Source organism: Absicoccus intestinalis (assembly GCF_033971885.1).
GTDB classification, from domain to species: Bacteria; Bacillota_I; Bacilli_A; order Erysipelotrichales; family Erysipelotrichaceae; genus Absicoccus; species Absicoccus intestinalis.
Genome location: NZ_JALBUS010000002.1, coordinates 48,253 through 72,007, shown reverse-complemented (window position 1 = coordinate 72,007; position 23,755 = coordinate 48,253). Strand labels below are relative to the sequence as shown.

At 37.8% G+C, this 23,755-nt stretch carries 23 protein-coding genes; 20 read left to right on the top strand and 3 right to left on the bottom strand.

The window, feature by feature from the left end; translation table 11 throughout:
* The first annotated feature begins 33 nt into the window (after nt 1-33).
* The 6 genes from MOZ64_RS01490 to MOZ64_RS01465 all read left to right on the top strand — a co-directional run bounded on the left by MOZ64_RS01490 (nt 34) and on the right by MOZ64_RS01465 (nt 4,549).
* On the top strand, nt 34-969 hold the full coding sequence (locus MOZ64_RS01490) for an alpha/beta hydrolase (RefSeq protein WP_320324857.1): 936 nt from the start codon (nt 34-36) through the stop codon (nt 967-969).
* A 14-nt stretch (nt 970-983) separates the two neighbouring features.
* Entirely contained in the window at nt 984-1,574 is a 591-nt protein-coding gene (locus MOZ64_RS01485) for a 4'-phosphopantetheinyl transferase family protein (RefSeq protein WP_320324856.1), read from the top strand.
* Nucleotides 1,575-1,725: 151 nt separating this feature from the next.
* On the top strand, nt 1,726-1,965 hold the full coding sequence (locus MOZ64_RS01480) for an acyl carrier protein (protein ID WP_320324855.1): 240 nt from the start codon (nt 1,726-1,728) through the stop codon (nt 1,963-1,965).
* 11 nt (nt 1,966-1,976) lie between these two features.
* Nucleotides 1,977-3,266, top strand: coding sequence for a thiolase family protein (locus tag MOZ64_RS01475; RefSeq protein WP_320324854.1), 1,290 nt, complete (start codon nt 1,977-1,979; stop codon nt 3,264-3,266).
* Nucleotides 3,267-3,276: 10 nt separating this feature from the next.
* Entirely contained in the window at nt 3,277-3,714 is a 438-nt protein-coding gene (locus MOZ64_RS01470; RefSeq protein ID WP_320324853.1) for a Zn-ribbon domain-containing OB-fold protein, read from the top strand.
* Between the two features lie 4 nt (nt 3,715-3,718).
* Entirely contained in the window at nt 3,719-4,549 is an 831-nt protein-coding gene (locus MOZ64_RS01465; protein WP_320324852.1) for a ThuA domain-containing protein, read from the top strand.
* A 265-nt stretch (nt 4,550-4,814) separates the two neighbouring features.
* Here the strand turns inward: MOZ64_RS01465 and MOZ64_RS01460 are convergent, their stop codons facing one another.
* The gene (locus tag MOZ64_RS01460) at nt 4,815-6,752 is read right to left on the bottom strand and encodes a BglG family transcription antiterminator (protein ID WP_320324851.1); all 1,938 of its coding nucleotides are present in this window, start codon (nt 6,750-6,752) and stop codon (nt 4,815-4,817) included.
* A 175-nt stretch (nt 6,753-6,927) separates the two neighbouring features.
* Between MOZ64_RS01460 and MOZ64_RS01455 the strand changes: the two genes are divergently transcribed.
* The 7 genes from MOZ64_RS01455 (at nt 6,928) to MOZ64_RS01425 (ending at nt 15,993) form a co-directional block, all read left to right on the top strand.
* Nucleotides 6,928-7,572, top strand: coding sequence for a class II aldolase/adducin family protein (locus MOZ64_RS01455; RefSeq protein WP_320324850.1), 645 nt, complete (start codon nt 6,928-6,930; stop codon nt 7,570-7,572).
* 10 nt (nt 7,573-7,582) lie between these two features.
* Nucleotides 7,583-8,740: an iron-containing alcohol dehydrogenase family protein gene (locus tag MOZ64_RS01450; protein ID WP_320324849.1), complete on the top strand. Its 1,158-nt coding sequence runs from the start codon at nt 7,583-7,585 to the stop codon at nt 8,738-8,740.
* A 10-nt stretch (nt 8,741-8,750) separates the two neighbouring features.
* Entirely contained in the window at nt 8,751-9,806 is a 1,056-nt protein-coding gene (locus MOZ64_RS01445; protein WP_320324848.1) for an NAD(P)-dependent oxidoreductase, read from the top strand.
* An 8-nt stretch (nt 9,807-9,814) separates the two neighbouring features.
* Nucleotides 9,815-10,987 (top strand): MFS transporter, encoded by a 1,173-nt coding sequence (locus tag MOZ64_RS01440; RefSeq protein ID WP_320324847.1) that lies wholly within the window; start codon nt 9,815-9,817, stop codon nt 10,985-10,987.
* Nucleotides 10,988-11,132: 145 nt separating this feature from the next.
* Entirely contained in the window at nt 11,133-13,109 is a 1,977-nt protein-coding gene (locus tag MOZ64_RS01435; RefSeq protein ID WP_320324846.1) for an oxidoreductase, read from the top strand.
* A gap of 8 nt (nt 13,110-13,117) precedes the next feature.
* Nucleotides 13,118-14,683: a xylulokinase gene (locus tag MOZ64_RS01430; protein WP_320324845.1), complete on the top strand. Its 1,566-nt coding sequence runs from the start codon at nt 13,118-13,120 to the stop codon at nt 14,681-14,683.
* Between the two features lie 251 nt (nt 14,684-14,934).
* Entirely contained in the window at nt 14,935-15,993 is a 1,059-nt protein-coding gene (locus MOZ64_RS01425; protein ID WP_320324844.1) for a zinc-binding dehydrogenase, read from the top strand.
* A gap of 51 nt (nt 15,994-16,044) precedes the next feature.
* Here MOZ64_RS01425 and MOZ64_RS01420 read toward each other — a convergent pair whose 3' ends face one another.
* Nucleotides 16,045-17,166, bottom strand: a complete 1,122-nt coding sequence (locus MOZ64_RS01420; RefSeq protein ID WP_320324843.1) for a PP-loop family protein — start codon at nt 17,164-17,166, stop codon at nt 16,045-16,047.
* Nucleotides 17,167-17,221: 55 nt separating this feature from the next.
* Between MOZ64_RS01420 and MOZ64_RS01415 the strand changes: the two genes are divergently transcribed.
* Nucleotides 17,222-18,415, top strand: a complete 1,194-nt coding sequence (locus MOZ64_RS01415) for an L-serine ammonia-lyase, iron-sulfur-dependent, subunit alpha (protein ID WP_320324842.1) — start codon at nt 17,222-17,224, stop codon at nt 18,413-18,415.
* Here MOZ64_RS01415 and MOZ64_RS01410 read toward each other — a convergent pair.
* Nucleotides 18,360-19,145 (bottom strand): MurR/RpiR family transcriptional regulator, encoded by a 786-nt coding sequence (locus MOZ64_RS01410; protein WP_320324841.1) that lies wholly within the window; start codon nt 19,143-19,145, stop codon nt 18,360-18,362. The genes MOZ64_RS01415 and MOZ64_RS01410 overlap by 56 nt on opposite strands.
* An 88-nt stretch (nt 19,146-19,233) precedes the next feature.
* On the opposite strand from MOZ64_RS01410, the gene MOZ64_RS01405 reads away from it, so the two are divergent.
* The 6 genes from MOZ64_RS01405 to MOZ64_RS01380 all read left to right on the top strand — a co-directional run bounded on the left by MOZ64_RS01405 (nt 19,234) and on the right by MOZ64_RS01380 (nt 23,729).
* On the top strand, nt 19,234-20,238 hold the full coding sequence (locus MOZ64_RS01405; RefSeq protein WP_320324840.1) for a hypothetical protein: 1,005 nt from the start codon (nt 19,234-19,236) through the stop codon (nt 20,236-20,238).
* A 140-nt stretch (nt 20,239-20,378) separates the two neighbouring features.
* Nucleotides 20,379-20,801 carry an Hsp20/alpha crystallin family protein gene (locus MOZ64_RS01400; RefSeq protein ID WP_320324839.1) on the top strand — a complete coding sequence of 141 codons (423 nt, stop codon included), beginning with the start codon at nt 20,379-20,381 and terminating at the stop codon, nt 20,799-20,801.
* Nucleotides 20,802-20,923: 122 nt separating this feature from the next.
* Complete coding sequence (locus MOZ64_RS01395; RefSeq protein ID WP_320324838.1) at nt 20,924-21,307, top strand: Hsp20 family protein; 384 nt, start codon at nt 20,924-20,926, stop codon at nt 21,305-21,307.
* Between the two features lie 43 nt (nt 21,308-21,350).
* A complete protein-coding gene (locus tag MOZ64_RS01390) occupies nt 21,351-22,061 on the top strand; it encodes a tRNA threonylcarbamoyladenosine dehydratase (protein WP_320324837.1) in 711 nt (236 codons plus the stop codon).
* Between the two features lie 41 nt (nt 22,062-22,102).
* On the top strand, nt 22,103-22,858 hold the full coding sequence (locus tag MOZ64_RS01385; RefSeq protein WP_320324836.1) for a DeoR/GlpR family DNA-binding transcription regulator: 756 nt from the start codon (nt 22,103-22,105) through the stop codon (nt 22,856-22,858).
* A gap of 16 nt (nt 22,859-22,874) precedes the next feature.
* On the top strand, nt 22,875-23,729 hold the full coding sequence (locus tag MOZ64_RS01380) for a YihY/virulence factor BrkB family protein (protein WP_320324835.1): 855 nt from the start codon (nt 22,875-22,877) through the stop codon (nt 23,727-23,729).
* The last annotated feature ends 26 nt before the right edge of the window (nt 23,730-23,755 follow it).

The window sequence follows — 23,755 nt, the reverse complement described above, 5'->3', positions numbered from 1 at the left end:
ATTTTTATGAAACCTATATTTTAGGTGAATGCAATGAACCGATTTATAGAAATGTTAAAAGAACTCTTTGAAGATGGAGAAAAGAAACGTTTAGAAAATTATGATCAATCTATTACCAATCGAAAAGACATCATTCGTTATGAAAATATTGAATATGGTGAAGATTCGATATGGAATACATTGGATGTGTATCGATGCCAGTCTTTAGAAGGTAAAGTTTTACCTGTTCTTGTGAATGTACATGGTGGCGGTTGGATTTATGGTGATAAAAAAGGGTATCGATATTATTGTGAAGCATTGGCAGATAAAGGATATGTTGTGGTCAATGTCAATTATCATCTTGTCGATAGTGCTTATTTTCCAAAACCTATGGAAGATTTAAATGAGGCGATGAATTGGATTTATGAAAATGGTCAAAACTATTTGATGGATATTGATCATATATTTGCACTTGGGGATTCTGCAGGCGCTCATATTTTAGGGGCTTATGCCTGTGCTTGTAGTAATGCGGAGTATGCTAAATTGTTTTCTTTTTCTTTTATAAAGCAACCTTTTGAAGCCATTGCCTTAAATTGTGGTGTTTATTTTACGCATATTAATGAAAAGAAAACCGATTTTGTGCGTATGTTGGCTTTAAATTATTTAAATCTGGAGAATATCGAAAAAGTAAAAATAAGTGATGAACGACAAAGTGAATATGCTAGTAAGATAGATCGTTTTGAATTTATAAAGTATATTAACAATGACTATCCAGATACATTTGTGATGAGTGCTCAATATGACTTTGTACGGATACATAGTGCTTCTTTAGCTTCTAAATTGACGCAAGAGGGAATCAATATGGAATATCGAATGTATAGCTCAAAAACCCATAAATTAGAGCACGTTTTTCATACCGATTTAAATTTACCAGAAGCACTGCTATGCAATGAAGAAGAAATACGTTTCTTTAAAAATCATACTTTATAGAGGGAGAGCCTTTCATGAAAAAAGGAAGGATAATTATAGCCAATGTTAACGATATTATTCGAGATAAAGACGAAATCGTATCACAAATTGCTCCGATGTATATTCAAAAATATCGTTCTCTTTCTTTGCTGAAAGAAAAAAATCAAGAATTGGCAGCTGGGTATTTGTTGAAAAAATATTTGGGCATAAATAAAGATAATCAAATTCTATGTAACAAATATGGGAAGCCTTATCTTTCTTCAGGGAATGTTGCTTTTAATTTATCTCATAGTGAAGAGTACGTTGTATTGGCTATAGCAGATCGCGAAGTGGGTGTGGATATTGAAAAAATCAGAAAATATCATGAAGCAACCGTAAAAAAAGTATTCAACGATGATCAAAAAGAAATGTTGGAACAATTACCAGTAAGTAAAAAAGATTCAAAATTTACAGAAATATGGACCAAAATGGAAAGTATTTTGAAGTTAGAAGGAACAGGCTTTACGGATCGATGGCCAGAAATTGATTATAGTGCCTATTGTGTGCAAACAATTCAATGGAATTCTTATTTTATTAGTGTTGCGACTAGAGAAGCTGTCTCGTTTGCATTCGAAATTGCAAAATAATTGTCCTATTCATAAACATTTTTCCGTTTCAATGCGGAAATTTGGGATGTGAAAGCGGTTATATATTTATATATGATAGGAATATCAAAGGATATCAAACAAAATGGCCGCAAATATTTTGTTTGTACACAGTTCGTTAGGAGGAAAATTTATGACAAGAGAAGAAGTAATTGCGAAAATGATCGAATATGCCGCTATGGCATTTAATGTGGATGCATCCAAAATTAATGAAAATACGGATATTGCCAAAGAATTAGGTGTTGCTTCTACGCAACGTGTGGCAATGAGCGCATCGATTGAAAATGATTTTGATGTAATGATTCCAGTCGCTAGATTTGGAAATTATAAAACAATTGGTGATTTAGCCGATTATGTTATGGAAGAAATGTAAGAGGAAAAAATATGGTACACAATGTAAAAGTTGGAAAAAACATGCGAAGTGTTTCCATTGTGGGTGTTGGAGCTACTCCATTTTTTAATGGTATTACAAACCCTCAATATAAAGGATTAACAAATGGTGAATTATTTGGATATGCTGCTTTGGATGCAATGAAAGATGCACATGTTGAACCTAGAGATGTTCAATATTTCTTTCATGGATCAGCCAATCCACATGTTTTAAATGGTTGTATTACACCAAACCTTCAAGTTGCTGATTGGTTTGGAATGAGAGGTAAAGGATCGATTTCTCATTCTGAAGGATGCTGTACTGGATATATCGCACTGGAGGAAGCAGTCTTTGCAGTCGCTAGTGGTGCGTATGACGTTGTTTTAACAGGATGTTCGGAACAAGGTACAGGCATGCCGGATGGAAATACTCCCGATCATATGCGTACAGCGCTAACAACCGAGGTATTGTTCCCAGATCTGGATTCAATCTTTGATCGTGCTTATGGCCGTTATCTTGGTGGTGGACCAGGAATGAATCATGATGATTGGATCAACTATTATGCAAAAGAAAACAATTTAACAGCCGATCAAATTGATGATGTATTAAATCATCAAGCATACCATTTCAGACGTGCAGCTGAGCTTTGTCCAAGAGCAATTCGCAGAACTCCTTATGATAAACTAGCAAAAGATGCAGGATATGATGATGTTTGGGAATATATGAAATCTCCTCATAATCCAAAAATGACTCAATATTTAAGAACATCTTCTGATTCATGTGTAGCTGATGGAGCTGCTTGTTGTATTGTTGTTCCTACAGAAATTGCTTATCAATTTACGGATAAACCAATTGAAGTATTGGCTACGGGTGCTTCTGTTTTGGATGCAATTGTCCCTCATCTAGAGAAGAAAGCAACCGCTGAAGCAGCGCGACAAGCCTATGAAGCAACAGGCTTAACACCAGATGATATTGATCTAGTATTTGTAAATGACTTCATTGGATCTAGTGCATTCTTAGCTGCAGAAGAAATTGGCTATCTGCCAAAGGGCGAAGGATGGAAATATGCGTTGGATGGACGGCTTGCCTATGACGGAGATAAACCAGTCAACACAAATGGTGGACGTACATCTTATGGACATGCTTTTGCGGCATCTGGTATGGCGGATGTATTTGAAGCAGTTACACAAATGCGTGGTGAAGCTGGCGAACGTCAAGTAAAGAAAATGCCTAAACATGTATTCTTACGTGGATTTGGTGGTGCACAAAATGTTCGTGCAACAATTTTAAGAGCAAATTTCTAAGGAGGACCCCATGGATCAAAATAGAATCAGTACAGAAGAATTCTGGAATCCAGAACATGTTGTCGAAAAATTCTGGAATGGCTTAAAAGAAGGAAAAATTTACGCTAAAAAATGTAAAGAATGTGGTGCAATAGAATTTCCACCACATCATGCTTGCAATGCTTGTGGATATCACGAAACAGAATGGACAGAGTTAACGGGAAAAGGAGAACTTATTACCTTTGTATTCACAGGTGCTTTAAATGCACGTCTTGAATTGGAAGACAAAGGTGAAAAATACGTTTGTGGTGAAGTAAAACTAGATGGTGGACCTGCCATTAACGCCGTTATTTTAGGTATCAATAAGAAAAAAGCACGTGAATTGGATGGCAAGCTTCCCGTTCGTGTACGCCCTGTATTTTACGATATGGGAAGATATACAACATTATTTTTCGAATTAGATGAGTAAGCTTATGGATAAAATACAAGTTTTATTAGTTACCGGCCTTTTGACAGCCGAACATCAAGGAAGAAAAATCACACAACGTTTACGTGAACTCCTCGAAGCAACGGGGCGTTTCGAGGTCAATATTGTTGAAGAATTCCGCAATATCACACCCGCTTATTTGGAACCTTATGATGTTTTATTTATCGATTATGATGGAAAGAAATGGCCAACGGATCATGCACGAAGATTTGGAGAACAAAGTGAAGCGGCAGTCTATGATTTCGTTAGTCAAGGTAAAGGTATTGTTTTTTATCACTCCTCGATTTGGGTGGATCCAGATTGGCCAGATGAATGGCGCAAACTTTTAGGTGGTTATTGTGCTATGGATCAAGGATGCAGACGTTGTCCAAAGGATGATCATTTTGTGGAAACCATGGATGAAAATCATCCAATCACAAAAGGAATTGATAAAAAATGGATGAATGTATTTGATGATTTATTCACCCAATTAATTATTCATCCTGAAGCAAAAATCCATGTTTTGGCTTCGATTTATGATGATATTGAGAATTATCGAGTTCCTGGATTTCCGCCAAAACATCATCCAGTCGACATTCCGGATGGCAAGCTAGAAAATATGCCTGGTGTGAATCAATATACACCAGTGATTTGGACCAATGAATATGGTAAAGGCCGTGTTTTTGTGACATCAATTGGACATTGGGAGGCTTTAGACCGTTTTAACTTTATTACCATGTTAGTTCGTGGTACTGAATGGGCTGCAACTGGAGAAGTAACTTTAGACAAACCAGATCGTTCTGGCGATAATCGTTTAAAATTATTTCCATATTATTAATATAAAAAATTCCTCCATAATTATTAATATTCAAACATTCCTCCATGTTGAATTGATTGTGTCTAGCTGATAAATTTAATAATAAAACAAAAATTCACCAGAAACAGATCTGGTGAATTTTTAATATTGTTTTGTCTAAGCTTTAGTACGCGTATGGATAAAAAAGGTAGGGACCTTTTTAAAATAAAATCAGATAATTCATTATTCGAATTGAAATGTCACTAGATTTTTTAGCGAATGATAGAGCCCGCAAATAGGGACTCCATTATAGGACAAATATTTTTTGAAAGTAGTTCATGAATTCATCTTTGGTTTTCAAGAAACGAGATTCATTAGCATCGAAATGATTTTCAAAGAAATCCCTTAGGAACAAGAATTTTAAACTTTGATCTTCTTTTGCGGTATATAAGAAAATAATCATTCGAATTTTTTTGTCGTTGATCTTAACACGATGCTTTAAAGTAACAACTTCAATTTTTGTTTGCTTAGCAGGGATTGAAGAATAAACAATAGAATATACAGGTCGTGTGGCAAAGCTGATAATTTGTTCACGTTGTAAAACATCTTCTAAAAAGGATTGATCAATAAGGCCTTCTTGTATATTTTTACTCATCATCTTTTTTATTAGTCGAATATAATTGGATTCTTGCATGTTTTCATACCAAATTGCTTCTTTTAAATAATCAATCGTTTTCTTTTGACGATTTTGATACATGAATTCGTATTTTAAACTATGCAAATACTCATTAATTTCTTGCACATTACTTGAATTTAAACTTGGATTAACACTGATGATTTTTTTAGCATTTTCTAAATAATTGATCTTTGTCGTTGTGAAAACTAAATCGGTATTTTTGAAATCGAATTTATCCTTTTGATATATGGGCAATAAATTGGTGACAAATATACTAGTAGAAAAGCGTTCCTCAATTTGTTTTCGTAAATTCCAAGTAGCGGGCATGTTTAAATGGGAAAGTATGACCGCATTAATTCTTTTATGTGTGAGTGTATTGAAAACCGCAGATAGAATTAAACTAAGATAAATGAGTTCAATGTAATTAAAAGGTCTTTTATAAAAATCTTTCGCAAAAGGTTGTATTTCGTATGCAATTTCGAATTCAATAATTAAATTTTGATGAGAAATATATTGACTAACATTGTTGTAATTTAAATAGTGAACCGGAAAACTCAAATACTGAAAGAAACAAGTAATTGTATTATAGAAGTCTTTATCATCAAATACATTTAAATGATATTTGGTTTCAATAAATTTGAGATATTGATTTGTAAAACGAATGATATCTGGTGATAATATATTCGAAATGCCCTTTTGATAAATATCTTCCATTTTTGGTAAGAGGCTGCAAGATAACATTTCGTATAATTCCAATCTCTCATTCGAATTAAATGTACAATTCCATTGTTGTTCTAACTCAGAAAGAATGATGTCAATAATGTCTTTCCCCGTTTCATTATAATAAGTATTTCTAGCATCTTGTAGTTGGTGTCCGTCACAGATTCTCTGATAGGCGATACTGATCATCAGAATCAAATGGATAAGATTTACATCTTCAATCGAAATATCATGAGTATCTAAAATATAATGAATTTTCATACGGCATTCATTAACAATTGTTTCATGAATATATTCATAGGAATAAAATGTGCTGTTTTTCCCATTATAATTCCAATCTTGGCTATAGAGTTGAAGCAGTATTTTTCTTTTTTTTCTTTCGTCATTTTCTATATAAATGAAGTTTTTATTGGAATAAAATTGTACTTCAAATGGATTTAAGTACAGGCTTTTCACCTCAATTAAATCGTGATCCAATGTTGTTTTAGAAATAAACATTTCATCAGAAAGGTCATATACATTCATTGGGTTTTCCTGAATACATAATTGAAGGGCAATGTAGCGAATGCGCTCCGTTTTTGATATAAAGGACTGACTAATGCGAATGATTTTTTGAAGGTTTTTTTGATTACTTGCTTCTAATTTGTATCCAAAACTATGCTTTGAAACAATTTGAATATGGCTACTTTCTAAAATGAAATTAATTGTAGCTATATCATTACGAATTGTTCGGGAGGATACTTGAAGCAAGTTGGATAAATCTACACCAGTCACATAATTTTCGGCTTGCTGCAAATAATTTAATATTTGTCGTTGTCTTAGTGTTAATTGAATGTCGTTATTTTTCATAATGATACCTTTATTTATTCTAAATTAATCTTTTGTGATTTGGCTCCATTTAAGATGATTCTTATCTATGATTACCTCTTTAAAGAGGAAAATTGAACTTTGAGCTTCTTTTTACAATTCAATATACTAAAGCCAGATAAAGAAAACTTCAAGGAGGATCAAGGAGGATACAGTTATGAAATATGAACGAATTCGTACAATTGTGTTAAATGCGATTGAAGAAGCAGTCGCACAAGGATTAGTAAAAGGAACGTCTGGCAATATTGCTTTACGTGATGATGAAGACGATGTCATTGCTATCACACCTAGTGGTATATCGTATACCGGTATGAAACCAGAAGACATTGCCATTGTTGATTTGGATGGAAACTGGTTAGATGGAAATTATAAACCATCCAGTGAAGTACCTATGCATACAGCTGTTATGCGTGCAAGACCAGATGTAAAGGCAACTGTTCATACTCATGCGATGTTTGCAACGATCATGGCCATGGGTGAAAATCCAGAATTACGTCCAATTACACCACCACAATGTGAATTTACACCTGTTGGAATTGTTCCATTCACCATGCCAGGTAGCAACGATGTTGCCGAAAAAGTCGTAGAGGCGTTAGGAGATAATGGTCGAGCTGTATTGATCAAAAACCATGGTATGTTCTGTTGTGGTAAAGATATGAAGGCAGCTATGGCCGCTACAACATATACCGAAGAAATGGCAGTTACCACATTCTATGCGAAATTATTAGGAACCTATGAACCAATGCCAGAAGAAGGCGAAAAAGCGATGAAAGCTTTGATTGCCGCGGATCAAGCGGTCTAGAGGATACACTATGGCAAAAGAATTTTTTGTAAAGAGTGATGTCACCTTTGGCAAAGATGCCATTCAAGAAATTTCACGAATCTTAAAAGGATTTGGAGCCACGAATGTATTGGTTGTCTATGATAAAGGAGTCAAAGCTGTCGGTATTGCCGATAAAGTCGTGGATGCAATCGATACGAACCAATTTAACGTATTTGAATTTGATGGTGTTATCCCCAATCCAACCAACGAAGTCGTAGAAGCTGGTTATGCAATCGCAAAGGAAAATAATATCAATGCCTTTGTCGCTGTTGGTGGTGGATCGAGCATGGATACGGCCAAAGCCATCAATGTATTGACAAGCAATGGCGGCAACATTATGGATTATGAAGGCATTGGCAATGTACCAAAACCCGTTTATCCATTGATTGCGATTCCAACTACAGCCGGAACATCCAGTGAAATTACCAATGTAGCGGCCCTGGTCGATACCAAATCGGTTCGTAAATATGTCGTGATCGATAATAAGATCGTAGCAGATAAAGTGATTGCGGATCCTGAATTCACCCGTACTGTGCCAGCTGGAGTCACTGCCGCTACGGGACTGGATGCCATCACCCATGCCGTAGAAAGCTATATTTCTAACGAAGCGACATATTTAACCAAGTATAATTCTTTGCGTGGTTTACAGATTTTCTATGAAAATCTACCAAAAGTATATGAAAACGGCAACGATATGGATGCGCGTGAAAAGATGATGTTAGGTTGCATCGTTGTTGGATTTGGCTTCTCCAATGCCAATTTAGGATTGGTACATGCGATTGCACATACGTTGAGTGCTCATTTTGGTCTAGCTCATGGCGTGGCCAATGCATGTGTGTTACCTTATGTTACGGCTTTCAATGCAGAAAAATGTCCAAAAGAAATGATTGAAATGGCCAAAGCCATCAACTTATCTTTGACCGGTGATGAAGAAAAAGATAAATTTGCTCTAGCCAATGAATTAGGCCGTATGGTCAAAGAAATGGGTATTCGACCTCTTCATGAACAAGGAAGGGAACATAAGATCACAGAAGCAGATTTTGACATCATCGCAACGGATGCATTAAAGGAAGGTCCGTTACATTTTAATCCACGTCAAGATGTAACAAAAGAAACAATTATTGAAATTTTAAAGAAAGCATTTTAAGGAGACGAAAATGGCAAAAAAGAAAATGGTCTTATGTACGCGTTTACCTGAAAAGCGTATGCAAGAAATTGAAGAATATTGCGACATTACCATTGCTGGTGAATTAAAGCACGGAAAAGGAAATGTAACCGAAGCTCAAACCAGAGAAGAATGTCGTGGCTATGAATTGGTCGTATTGGGCGATGAATATGCCGGTACAGATACGATCAATGGTTGGGCGGATTCAGGTATGAAATTTATTGGTGTAGCCAAAGGAACACCCGTTACGGTCGATAATAAAACGATCATGGATCGTGGCTTGCAGTTGTCATATACACCTGGTCGTAATCGTGTAGCGGTTGCTGAGTATACCATTGGCCTCATGATTGCCATGGCAAGAAAAATCACGATTTCGGCGGAAGGTTTACATAAAGGAGATCATACAAGTCCAGCAAAAGAAGATATCTATGATGTACCTGATGTAAAAAATGTTACTTTTGGTCCTTTGGATGAACATCATCCATTTACTGATTATGGAATTGGATTTGAATTATATGGAAAGAAATTAGGTATTGCCGGTTTTGGTGCCATTGGTCGTGAAGTTGCCAAACGTGCCCAAGCCTTTGGCATGGAAATCTTAGCCTATGATCCATATTTGGATGATGAAAAGATCGAAGCGACAGGAGCCAAAGCATGTGATCTCGATACCATGTTATCGGATGCGGATATCGTAAGTATTCATCTACCAGTTGTGGACTCTACCCGAGGTATTGTCAATAAAGATTGGTTCTCCAAGATGAAGAAAACCGCCTATGTCGTCAATACCGCACGTGCGGCTGTCATTGACCAAAGAGATTTTGTCGAAGCCCTACAAAATGGCGACATTACCGGAGCCGCTGTGGATGTATATTGGCAAGAACCTGTACCAATCAACCATCCATTGTTGAAGATGCGTAATGTAGTTTGTACACCACATATGGCCGGATTAACTACCGATGTTGATAACTGGTCGGGTGAAATGATGTCTCAAGAGATCTTGGCCTATTTAAAAGGAGAAGATCGAAAATATATTTGGAAACGAGTATAATTCCATACATGAAAAATAATCGTAATAAAGCAGGTATTGTCTTAGGCATCTTATTGATGTCTTTGACAATTACTTGCAATACGGCATTTTCTCCAATTTTATCGGAAATTGGAAAATCATTTCCTGATGCCAGTGATTCTTCTGTTCAAATCGTTTTGACGATAATTAGTTTATCTACATTTCCAATGATGTTGATTGAGCCTTTTTTTGAACGTTTTTTAACAAAAAGGGATGTAGCAATTTTAGGAACATTTTTGATGTTAATTGGAGGAATTTTACCTCATTTTTTTCATAGTCAATTATGGATGTTATATCTGGTTAGTGTTGTGATTGGTTGTGGTCTTTCCTTGGTGGTTGTGACTAGTTCCTCCTTAATTGCGGATTATTTCACCGGATTAGAAAAGTCAAAAATCATGGGTTATCAAGCCATCTTTGCTTCTTTAGGTGGAGCTATTGTTGCGAAAGGATCAGGCATCTTGACGACTAATTTTGGCTGGCAAAATGGATATTTGATTTTATTGATCACAGTACCAATTTTATTGGTGATGTTTACATGTATCCCAAAAGGAGAAATCCCGAAAATCGAAAGTAATAGTGGGGGATTTTATATTAGTGGAAAATTGATTTATTTTGGCTTTCTTTGTTTATTAGCAGGTATTTTTATTTCCACATTTAATACGAATATTGCTATGTATTTGGATCGTAACGGAATTGGCAATGAACAAACAGCAGGAACGGTTTCTGCAATCATGCAAATAGCAGGGATTTTAAGCGGCTTGATTTTTGGCTTTATGGTAAAAAGCTTTAAACGTTTTACTTTAGGGATTGCGGTATTATTATCTGCTGTTGGCACAATGATTGTCGGCTTATCAACAAATTTGATCATTGTTTGTATTGGCGCTTTATGTATGGGAGTTGGCTTTGCGATGCGAAATGCAGGAGGCGTTTCCTTTGCGGCCAATATGGTAAACGCTGTACAAGCTTCATCGGCTATTGCGGTTGTATCTGCTTCTTTTAATTTAGGTAGTTTTATTAGTGCGTATGTCATTAATCCATTGGCTGGTATCTTTGGGAGTGATATACGACTTCGATTTATTATTTCGGGTATCGCATTGCTGCTTATTGGTTTATTAACATGTATTCGATCTCCTATAACAGATAAGCAAGCAATTGATGCATAGTAAAAAGAGGGAAGGTGTCAAAAATGGGCACTTTCTTTTATTTTTATATATTTCCTTTTCAAAGAGGAAAAGCAGGTTTTGATAGGAAAGAGGTTACAAATTATCTTATAAGTAAGAATTGTGAAATGTAAGGAGGACTAATTTTATGGGTATTTGCAAATATAAAGGAAAAGAATTGTATCCACATTTGTTTTCGCCATTACGCTTAGGAAACATTAAATTGAAAAATCGAATCATTTGTGCGCCAACGAGCCCGAGTATGATTACGACCGAGGGTCATATGACACCAGAAATGATTGCGTATTTAGAAAGAAAAGCAATGGGTGGTGCTGCGGTTGTTACTTATGGAGAATCCATTCCACATTCAAAAACAGGAAAATCACATAATAAACAATTACAATTGGATTCTTATGGAGTTCGTCAAGGTTTGACCGAAACAACGCGTGCCATTCATAATGCGGGTGCATTGGCAAATATTCAATTGTCACATGGCGGTATGTATGGAGGACTTGCCAGTGTTGGTGGAGATCACGGAAAAGAAGGAATCGCTTGGGGCGTAAGTGACATGGAAATGCCACAAGGCCATGTAAAAGAAATGCCAAGAGAAATGATTTATGAAATTATTGAATCATTTGGAGATGCAGCTTTATTGTGTAAAGAAGTTGGCTTTGACATGGTTCAAGTTCATGCCGCACATGGATGGTTATTTTCTCAATTTTTATCGCCATCATGGAATAAAAGAACAGATGAATTTGGTGGTTCCTTAGAAAATCGTGCACGTTTCTTTCTTTTATCTTTGGAAAATGTTCGCAAAAAATGTGGACCTATTTTCCCAATTGAAGTTCGTATGAATGGGGATGATTTCTTAGAAGGCGGATTGAATCAACAAGATTGTATTGAAATTGCGAAAATGATTGATGGCAAATGTGATTTGATCAATGTATCTTGCGGTAATCATGAAGATCCATCCATGTTTCAAAGAACCCATCCATCGGCATTCTATCCACATGGCGTGAATGTTTATTTGGCTGCCGAAATCAAGAAACATGTAAAAACTCCAATTGCGACGGTTGGTTCTTTACAAGACCCATCACAAATGGAAGAAATTATTGCGACAGGACAAGCCGATGTGGTTGAAATTGCTCGTGAATCTTTAGCAGATCCAGACTTGCCAAAGAAAGCCTTGCTCGGACAAGCCGATGATATTACGCCTTGTTTACGTTGTTACGAATGTTTTGGTGCAACCGGTCAACTAGAAATGGTAAAATGCACAGCCAATCCAATTATTGGTGAAGAGATGCAAGATCGTTTTGGCGTAAAACCAGCCCAAGAAAAGAAGAAAATATTGGTTGTTGGTGGAGGGCCTGCTGGTATGGAAGCAGCCATTACCGCTGCCCAACGTGGCCATGATGTTACTTTGGTAGAAAAACAAGATCATTTAGGTGGCAATTTGATTCCTGCTGGTTCGGCTTACTTTAAAGAAGATTATCGAAAATTAGCGAAAGTCTTAGAAAAACGTATCTATAAAAATAAAGTTGAAGTTTGTTTAAATACAGAAGCAACACCAGAATTTGTTAAAGATTTTGATCCGGATGCTATTTTTGTGGCAGTTGGCTCAAAAGAATTAAAACCACGTATTCCAGGCTTGCACGAAAGTGAAAAAGTGGTCATGGCTATTGATGCCGAACTCCATCCAGAAAAATTAGGAAAAAAAGTTGTTGTTATGGGTGGTGGCCTTGTTGGCAGCGAAGGCGCTATTGGATGGAATCACGATGGACACGAAGTAACGATTATTGAAATGAAACCCGAACTTGCGATGGAATGCAATTCTTTCTATCGTGGTGGCTTATTACCAAGAATTTATGATGCGGCAAAAGTTTTGTGTAACACGAAAGTAAAAGCCGTTGTTGAAGATGGCGTTTTAGTCGAAGATAATGAGGGCAAAGAATTTGTGGTAGAAGCCGATTCTGTTGTTTGTGCTCTTGGATTTAGACCTGACTATCATTTAGTGGATTCATTAAGCGATTTAGTTGATGAATATTACATTATTGGCGATTGCGCGAAAGTAGGAAAAGTTTATGAAGCAATGAGCACAGCTTATTATTCGGCTTTACGCGTATAGGAGATGGTATGACAAGATATTTAATTGGAATGGATTGTGGCACGACCAATATTAAGGCTATAATCATGAGTGAAGAAGGAAAACGAATGGCAGAAGCTAGTCGTCCGAGTACTTTCTTGAATCCGGGTCCGAACATGCATGAACAAGATGCAAATGAATGGTGGAAACAAGCAAAAGAAATCTTTCATTCCTTAATGAGTCAAATAGATATCCATGTTGCTAAAAATATTTGTGGAATTTCCATTAGTTCTCATACGGTAAGCATGTTGCCATTGGATAAAGATGGACAACCTTTACGAAACGCTTTGACCTATCAAGATGGCCGTAGTGCTAGACAAATGTATCAAATTTTAGTAAAAATGGGATTTGATCATTTTGTCAATACCGTGGGAGGGCAACCTTCTGTAGCTTTCTTACCATGTAAATTATTGTGGTTTAAGGAAAATGAACCGGAATTGTTTGCAAAGACAGAATGTTTTCTACAAGCGAGTTCATTTATTAATTTTAAATTAACAGGCCAAAAAACAACCGATATCGATCAAGCAAGTCGTACACAATGTTTAGATATGAATACGATGGAATGGTCGAAAGAAATTGGTGATATTATCGGCATTGATTTGGATCGATATTTACCGAAACCAGTTCCTGTCGATGAAATTATTGGATATGTAACCCAACAAGCTTCTTTCGAAACTGGATTACCTGAAGGTATTCCTGTTGTTGCGGGATGTAGCGATGCGATGGCAAGTATGTATGCAACAGGACTATCAAAGTTGGGTGAGGCTGGAGAATCTAGTGGCACAACATCTTTGGTTTTTATTGGAAGTGAAGTAAAAAGTTCTTTGGATGTTCCTGTAGTGACACGTCCTTGTTCGATTGATGGAATTCCTTGGATCTTTGATGCACCTATCCAAACAAGTGGAGCTGCTCTGAAATGGTTTATTGATTCATATGCTATTAATGAAAAAATCATGTGCGAACAAAATAAAACCAACATCTATAATTACCTGAATGAAAGATCATTAGAAACAAGTCCAGGTTCAAATGGTTTGTTCTTCTTTCCTTATCTATTAGGGGAGCGTGCTCCTTTATGGAATGATTATGCTCGTGGCATGTTTATCGGTTTATCTATGGATACGTCTAAAGACGATTTAATACGTTCTGTATTTGAAGGTACAGCGTATGCACTGCGTCATGTAGTAGAAACAGTCAAAGAATCTGGCGGAAGATGTGATGCATTACGTATTTGTGGTGGCGGAGCCAAAAGTAAAACGTGGTCGAAGATCAAAGCGTCCATGTTGCATTGCCCTGTCTATTTATTAAATGAAGAATCTGGTGATGTACCAGTGGGTGATGTTTTGATTGTCGGTCACAAATTAGGAATTTTCCCAGATTTAACGAAAGCAGTTGAATCCATTGTAAAAGTAGATGAAGTCATTGAACCGGATCCTGAATGGGAAGAAATATATGATATTCTGTATCCATATTTTGTCAGTATGTATAATTCATTAGATCCAAATTTGCGTGCTTTACGTGCAGATCTGGAAAAAGTGCAAAACGTGTTGTCAAAGTAGAAACTCTTCTGTCTCAATCTGAGTTTGCGTCAACTTTTCGTAACATTTATATCTTTCATAATAATAAAGTAGATTAGCCTTGTAGACCTTTAGATAATATTCTACAAGGCTTTTTTAATTGCGATAAAACAAGAAATTGATGGTAAATAATGAATCCTTTGAATCTTCCTCTTTTGAGAGGAAATAGTGTTTTTGTGAAGGATTATTTTTCTAAGTACAGTATAGATAGACAATCAAAGGAGATTACAGATATGACAAAAATGAAAGCAGCATTAATGTATGGTCCCAATGATATTCGGGTAGAAATGACCGAAAAACCAGCTTGTCCAAAAGATGGTATGATCTTAAAGATCATGGCCGTTGGTCTGTGTGGATCGGATATTCGTAATTTGACTTCCGATTCCAGAAAAGGCAACTACCCATTTATCTACGGCCATGAAATTGTGGGATGTGTCGATGAAGTAGGTCCAGAAGAAACCAAATATCATGTGGGTCAACGTTTGTTCCTATTTCCAGGTACCTATTGTATGGAATGTGATAATTGTATTAGTGGTCATAGTGAAAATTGTGAAAATGAACATGTGGCAAAATTGGCCGGAACCGGTGGCTTTGCTCAATATATTGCCGTGAGTGGCGAAAAGATCCATTATGGTGGTATTTATGAAATTCCCGATGGCGTTTCTTATGAAGCGGCTAGTTTAGGTGAACCACTGACATCAGTATTTGCTTGTTTAGAAAATGCGAAAGTTGGATATGCCGACACCATTGTGATCATCGGGGCTGGTCCAATTGGTGATTTCATGGCGCAAATTTCAAAGATTCGTGGTGCACAAAAAATCATCATGATCGATTTGAACGAACATCGTTTGGAAATGGCAAAACAATTTGGTGTCGATGAAGTCATCGTAAGTAAACTGGATGATCCGCAATATGCGATCAATCGGGTATTAGAATTGACAAATGGCAAAGGTGCCGATAAAGTCATTTCAGCAACACCGGCCAATGCTACACAAGCCCAATCTCTATATATGGTTAAAAAAGGTGGCTTGGTTGTGTTCTTCGGTGGTGTACCAAAAGGATCAAAGACGGAATTGGATACAAACTTGATCCACTACAACAACATTTGGATCAAAGGACATTTCGGGGCATCGTATGATCAATCCAAGCGTGCTTTCCATTTGGCTACTTCACCGAATTTCCCAGCTGAAAAATTCATTACGCATATTCTTCCATTGGATGAGATCAATCATGGAATTGAACTGACCAAGACCGGAGAAGCTATCAAAGTTGTCTTACATCCTTGGGATTAAAAAACGAAACCGAAATATTGGACATACAAATGTCTGATATTCCGGTTTTTTTTATTGATCATAATCATCCAAGAAATGATGTTTTTTATCATCCTCTTTATACGCGATGATGGTTTTCAAACTGACATTCTCTACGCTCTTAAAGATATTTTGTTCCACAAATGGATTGGTCTGTTTCATTTGGCGAATCAATTGTTTGACTTCCATTCGCTTTGATTTTGGACGAGTCAGACAAGCTTCACTGCTACAAGTATCGGTGAATTTACAAGCACATTGAATAAAATAGAGATCATTGTGCTTTGCCCATGCCTTGATATCATCTTCATGGATCAGATACAACGGACGAATGACTTCCATGCCTTCAAAATGATTGGAATGTAACTTAGGCATCATCGTTTGGATCTGTCCACCATAGAGCATCGACATCAAAATGGTTTCAATCACATCATCATAATGATGACCTAAGGCAATCTTATTGCATCCCAACTGTTTGGCATAGTTATACAAATGCCCTCGACGCATGCGTGCACAAATGTAACAAGGATTCTTTTCAATATGGAAGACATTTTCAAAAATATCCGAAGTAAAGATCTGAATGGGGATTTGTAACTTTTTCGCATTTTCTTCAATGACATGGCGATTGGCAGGCGAATACCCTGGATCCATCACGATATATTTCACATCAAAATGGATTGGGCCATGCTTATGTAACTCTTGAAAACATTTGGCCATCAACATGGAGTCTTTTCCACCGGAAATACAAACGGCAATGGAATCGCCTTCTTGGACCAGTTCATACGTTTTGATTGCTTTGGTGAACTTCGACCAGATCTTTTTGCGATATGTTTTGATGATGCTGCGTTCCACTTGACGACAAAAATCATCACTTCGTTTTTGTTTGAGTTGTTCCATCACAAACGATACATAGCCACCTTGTAGCGAATAAGCTTCGTATCCTTTTGCGCGCAAAGCAGCCACTACCGGTATACTTAATTGTCCCTGTTCGCACACGACGACAAGGGGTGTCTTTTTTTCAAATTCTTTGTGTTCGATTTCTTCGGATGATAATGCGATGCTTCCTTCAAGCGGATTCTTTTGCGTTTGTTCTTGGTCGCGTATATCGATCAAAAGATAATTCTTCATTTGTTTCAATTCTTGCATTGTGATTTCCATAGTCGTATTTTACCATATATGTGTATAATATATATACAAAAAGAGGAACTTGTTTATGGAAAGTGTAAAAGAATTATTTAAGATTGGACCTGGACCGAGTAGTTCGCATACATTTGGTCCGATGCGTGCATGTCAATATATGTTGGAAACCTATCCAGAAGCGACCCAATTTGAAACGGTTTTATTTGGCTCGCTGGCTTTTACGGGCAAAGGCCATTTGACGGATCAAATCATTCGCAAAACATTGAAGCATTGTACGATTCGATTTGACTATAAAACAGAATATCCACATCCCAATACGATGACCATTGAAGCCTTTGATGCCGTTCATAGTTTAGGAAAACATACATTTGAATCCATTGGGGGTGGCATGATCACTATTGATGGGCAAGCCAATCACACCATGGAAGCGCCATATATCCATCATTCCATGGATGAAATTCAAAGCTATTGTAGCCAACATCACATTCGATTGGATGAATATGTGGATGAATTTGAAGAGAAGATCAATCCCTATATGGAAAAGATCTTTAAAGCGATGATCCATTGTGTCACAAAAGGCCTAAAAACAACAGGAAAATTGCCAGGTGCTTTACAATTGGACCGGATCGCGCATGCCTTGTATCAATCGGCATCCAGTTGTGATACCCAAGAAGATCGTAATTTCTTATTGCTTTCAAGTTATGCCTATGCTGCTAGCGAACAAAATGCGAGTGGTCATTTGGTCGTTACGGCTCCAACCATGGGCAGTGCCGGGGTATTACCTGCCTTGGTTTATCATAGTTATAAAGACCAAGGATATAAAAAAAGACATATCCTCCAAGCTCTAAAAGTAGCGGGATTGATTGGTTGTTTGATCCAAGAAAATGCGACCATATCGGGTGCGGAAGGGGGTTGCCAAGCCGAAGTTGGTGCTGCTTGTGCCATGGGCGCCGCCTTTGTGGCCAGTTTAGAAATGCAGACCAACGAACAAATCGAATGTGCAGCAGAAATTGGTTTGGAACACCATCTCGGATTGACTTGTGATCCCGTTGGTGGGTATGTGATGATTCCATGTATTGAACGCAATGCCGTGGCAGCCCAACGAAGTTTAGATGCGGCTCGCCTAGCTAAATATTTGCGCAATGTCAAAAAGAATCGAGTGAGTTTTGATATGGTCGTTAAGACCATGAATCTTACGGGTAAGAAATTACCTATCGAACTGAAAGAGAGTGCTTTGGGCGGTTTGGCTGTGGTTGTGAAGTCGTAGCATGATATAAGAATTCAATCAAGATACGTGTAAAGATCGATAAAGGAAGGCGACTAAAAAAAGGATAATAGCTATCATCGATGACTTTTTCGGTATGCACGAGAAAATACCAATCGGCCAGATCATAAAGGACCGTATCTTTTTTGCCGCAACAAACAACAATGGGTGTACCGACTTTTTGACATTGACTAGCCGCAATGGCTATTTCGGAAGAGGTATTCTGCAACGTTAAAAAAATGGCCAGATCGGTTGGTTGAATGCGTTGTTTGATGTTGAGCAAGAGCACAGAATCATCCACCAAGATGGCATGGTAGCCTAAGATTTCTAAATAATGACAAAACTCCATGCCACAATAGGTCGAAAGACCTTTCGCAAACACAAAGATACGTGGGCTTTTTTGAATGGCTTGAACAACTTTTCGAATATCAGATACCGAAAGATGTTGGATGGTTTCTACACTTTCTCGATAACACTTGGCTAAGATCTCATGAGCAAGGGGTGTGTTTCTCTGTTGGGGCTCACTGATCTTGAATTTCAGTTGGGCAATGCCGGAAAAGCCAGCCTTTTGGATTGCGCGAGAAACCGTGGAAGAAGAAGTATAGGTTTGCTCCGCAATTTCATTGATCGATAAAGTGGGAATTTTGGTTTCATGGACATTGATAAAATCAATGACACGCTTTTCAGATGAGGATAATTCTTCCAGTAAAGCCGGACTCATAGGGATGATCATATTGGGAATCCTTTCATCGTATATTGACATGCTGGGCACGTTTTTGTTTCTGCCTTCATTATAATATATTCAGAAAGAGGTGTGAAACATGACAACAATTACATATATCGGTGCGGGTGTGATGGCCAGTGGCTTGACATTTTCCGCATTTGAGAATGGCCATACCATTCGCATGGTAGGTACACCATTGGATCGAGCCATCATCGATCAACTCCAAAAAGACAATTATCATATGCGTTTAAAACGCGTACTACACACAGGCATTACTTATTATCAAGTAGAAGACGTAGACGTGGCTTTAGAAGGGGCCGATGTCGTGGTATGTGGGGTATCCAGTTTTGGCGTGGATTGGTTTACCGAAAAGGTATTACCGAAAATTCCCCCAAAAGCACGGATCTTATCGGTCACAAAAGGGTTGTTGGACCAACCCAATGGCGCACTTTTAACATTTCCAGCGTATTGGCAACAAAAAGCGCCCGGACTATCCATTAATGCGATTGGCGGACCTTGCGTTACGCGAGAACTTGCAGATCATGAACCATCTTGTGTCACGTATTGTGGCAAGAATAAAAAAGATCTGGTGTGGCTACGTTCGTTATTTGAAACATCCTACTATCATATTTCGTTATCAACGGATGTAGCGGGGGTAGAAACCGCAGTGGCCTTAAAGAATGGCTATGCCTTGGGCGTTGCTTTGACGATTGGTTTACAAGGCGGAAAAGACACAGGCAACTACAATGCGCAAGCTGCTGCTTTTGGTCAAGCCGTTCGCGAAATGGAACGGTTGATCGTAGTAGCTGGTGGCCAATTGGAAAGTTCCATGGTTGGGATTGGTGATTTATATGTGACGGTGTTTGGGGGTCGTTCCCGCAAGATTGGAATTCTTTTAGGAGAAGGTTATAGCTTGGAGCAAGCCATGGAAAAACTACAAGGAGAAACATTAGAGTCTGTAGTGATTGCGAGTCGTGTGGCACGCGCCATCAAAACGTTGCATAAAGAAGCGGAATTTCCTTTATTGATCCATATGGATGGTGTGATCAATGAAGGCAAACCGGCTACCATGCCATGGAAGGAATTTGAAACAACATTTTAGCACTTAAGTGTTGACAGTGCTAAAAACTAGTGCTATAACAGAATTGAAGATAGAAATAGGATACCAAAACGATCAAAGATATCTCGTTCCTATCCGAGATCAATTCATGTTTCTGAATTGAAAACTTGGGAGGCGATATCATGAAACGTGAACTCAGAAATTGGAAGGATTTTCCAGAATTTCCACATGTATTTGATGATTGGGATGCTAACTTCTTCAATGATCGGACATCGATGAAAACCGATGTGATCAAGAAAGACGACCATTACGAAATGAAGATGGAAGTACCTGGCTTTGATAAGAAGGACATCCAAATTGAATGGGTCAATGGTTATCTTTGCGTACAGGCAGATAAGACCAGCGAAACCAATGAGAAAGACGATAAAGGAACCATCATTCGTCAGGAGCGTTGTGGCAATCATTGTGCACGTCGATTCTATGTAGGCGATGGCTACAAACAGGACGATTTCAAAGCAAGCTACAAGAATGGAGAATTAACGATCACATTCCCTTGCATAAGCGCTGCGCAGCGTAGTGAAACCAAACAAATTGAGATCCACTAGACAATTTATAGAAGGAACGCTTTCCTAACGGTCGCCGACCCGAAAGATCGGAATCTAGCAATATGATCAAAATCGACGGTCGAGGAATCGACCGCCTTTTCTATAGGTAAGGAGATAAACAGATGAAACGAGAACATCATAATTGGAATGATTGGGATATTTTCCACGAATCCAATAACATGAAAACGGATATTGTTGAAAAAGATGGAAATTTTATCATGAAAGTGGAAATTCCCGGATTTGAAAAAGACGAAATCAAAGCGGAATTGGTCAATGATTATTTGTACATCAAAGCCAATAAAAAGAAACAAGAACAGAAAACGGATACCCATGGAACGATGATCCATCAGGAACGTTCCAACCATTGTTCCCGCCGATATTATGTGGGAGAAGGCTATGATGAAGACGACTTCAAAGCTCATTTTGAAAATGGCATGTTGACGATCATTTTTCCAGATAAACGTACAGAAGATCAAGAAAAACCAAGAGAAATTCAGATTGATTGAACCGGTTGAGAAATTGACCGGTTTTTTGTGTTATGATACTACCATGAATCGATATGCAAGAACCGAAATGTTACTTGGAAAAGAAGCCATGGAAACCCTAAAACAAGCCCATGTTGCGGTATTTGGGATTGGTGGAGTAGGTGGCTATGTTGTAGAAGCTCTGGCACGCTCCGGCATTGGCCGTTTGGATATCATTGATAACGATACGGTAAGCATCACCAATATCAATCGCCAAATCATTGCTTTGGAAGATACGATTGGGCAATTGAAAGTGGATGTGATGGAACAACGAATCCATGCGATCAATCCGGAAATCGAAGTCACCAAACAGGCTTGTTTCTACCTACCCGAAACGAGTGATTCCTTTGATTTTTCACAATACGACTATGTAGTGGATTGCGTGGATACCGTCACGGCAAAAATTGAGATCATCTTGCAAGCAAAAGCACATCAAGTTCCCATCATTAGTGCCATGGGAGCGGGCAATAAGATCGATCCAGCTAAAATGGAAGTGGCCGATATCTATCAAACCAGCTATTGTCCGTTAGCGAAAGTGATGCGAAGAGAATTAAAGAAACGACATATCCAGCATGTAAAGGTGGTTTACTCCAAAGAAAAGCCAATGCAACCAAAATTGCCATGTGAAGAAAATGTAGCCAAAAAACATGTGCCGGGCAGTATGGCATTTACCCCAGGTGTCATGGGTTTGATCATGGCCAGTGAAATTGTGAAAGATTTAGTTAATTATCGTTAATTGTGGTGTATAATGAGACCATAGAAACAGAGGGTAGACAGATGTTAGCACAACGACGATATGATATGATCTTAGAACAAGTTCACATGAAAAAAACAGTGACAGTAAAGGAATTAGCCCAACAGTTACATGTCACAGAAGTTACCATTCGTCGCGATTTGGAAACATTGGATAAAAAGAAAATGTTAAAACGTGTGCATGGTGGGGCCAAAGAATTAGGGACCACATCGATCTTATCGCCAACCAACGAAACCAGGATGTTGGATCGATTGAGTGTGCACTACAATCAAAAATTGCGCGTTTGTCAAAAAGCAGCAACCTATCTTCATGATGGTGACTGTATTTTTTTAGATGGCGGTACCAGTATCCTCCCTTTGTTGCAATGTATTGAACATCTTCAAATAAAGATCGTGACCAATAATGTATTGATTGAACATGCATTTGAAGGTGGCAAAGCCGAATTGATCAGTTTGGGTGGTACCGAAATTCCAGAATATAAAATGATCGTTGGTCCATGGGCACAAAGAATGCTGTGTACGTTTAATTTCGATTATGCCTTTATTGGATCGGCTGGTTTTGATGTGGAAAATGATTTGTTGTATACCGCTGAATCGGAAACATTGGCCATCAAAGAAGTAGCTATGGCCCAAAGTTCAAAGACTTTTTTATTGACGGATTCCTCGAAAGCATCCGTTAAGGGATTTTGTAGTTTTTCCATGACCAACAAAATTGATCATGTCATCTGTGATAAAGGCTTACAAATTGATGATTTACCCGAACATTACATTTTAGTATAATATGGAACGATTTTTGATGCGGCTGAAACCATTGATACAATTTATCAGCTCATTTTCCGATGAAATGCAAAAACGCAACATCACCGGGTATGCCGGAAGCATTGCTTTTTTTCTCGTGCTTTCCAGTATCCCACTTTTTGTATTGTTTTCGTTATTTATTCCGACCATGGGTATCAATCAAACGGATTTTACGGCCTTTTTTACATCCATTGTTCCCACCTATGCAACGAGTTTTATTGCTTCCTTGATCTCCGAAGCCTACAATATGTCCGGTGCCATTTTTCCCGTCTCTTTGTTGATCTTGTTGTTTACTTGTTCACGCGCCATGATGGAACTCATGCGTGGACTACAAGCTGTGTACGATGTGAAGACCAAGCGCAGTTATCTCTATTTGCGCGCATTGGCTTGCGTATACACCTTGTTGTTGATCGTTTTATTAGCTTTTATGATCATCCTTTTAGGATTTGGTGATGACATCATGCATTTGATTCGTCAACATTGGATCGGACCTGCCATCTTATTTCAAACCATTTATCATTTTCGTTATATCATCATCTTTGTAAGTGGTATCCTTATTTTAAGCTTGATCTATAAATTAGCCTCGATGGAAAAACAACCACTGATTGAACAAGTTCCAGGAGCCATTTGTACGTTATTGGCTTGGGTTATTTTTACCAAACTGTTTACTTTTTTTACCAAGATCAGCACCTATAGTATTATTTATGGCTCTTTATCGGTGCTGGTGATCTTCTTGTTTTGGCTCTATTGGTGTATCTATATTCTATTGATTGGCGGCTATATCAATTGGTATTTTCGCTATGTATTTCGCGTTTGGCTGTTGCGGATCCATAAGATATTTCATCATCGATAAAATGTTACAAATCTTTTAATTTCATT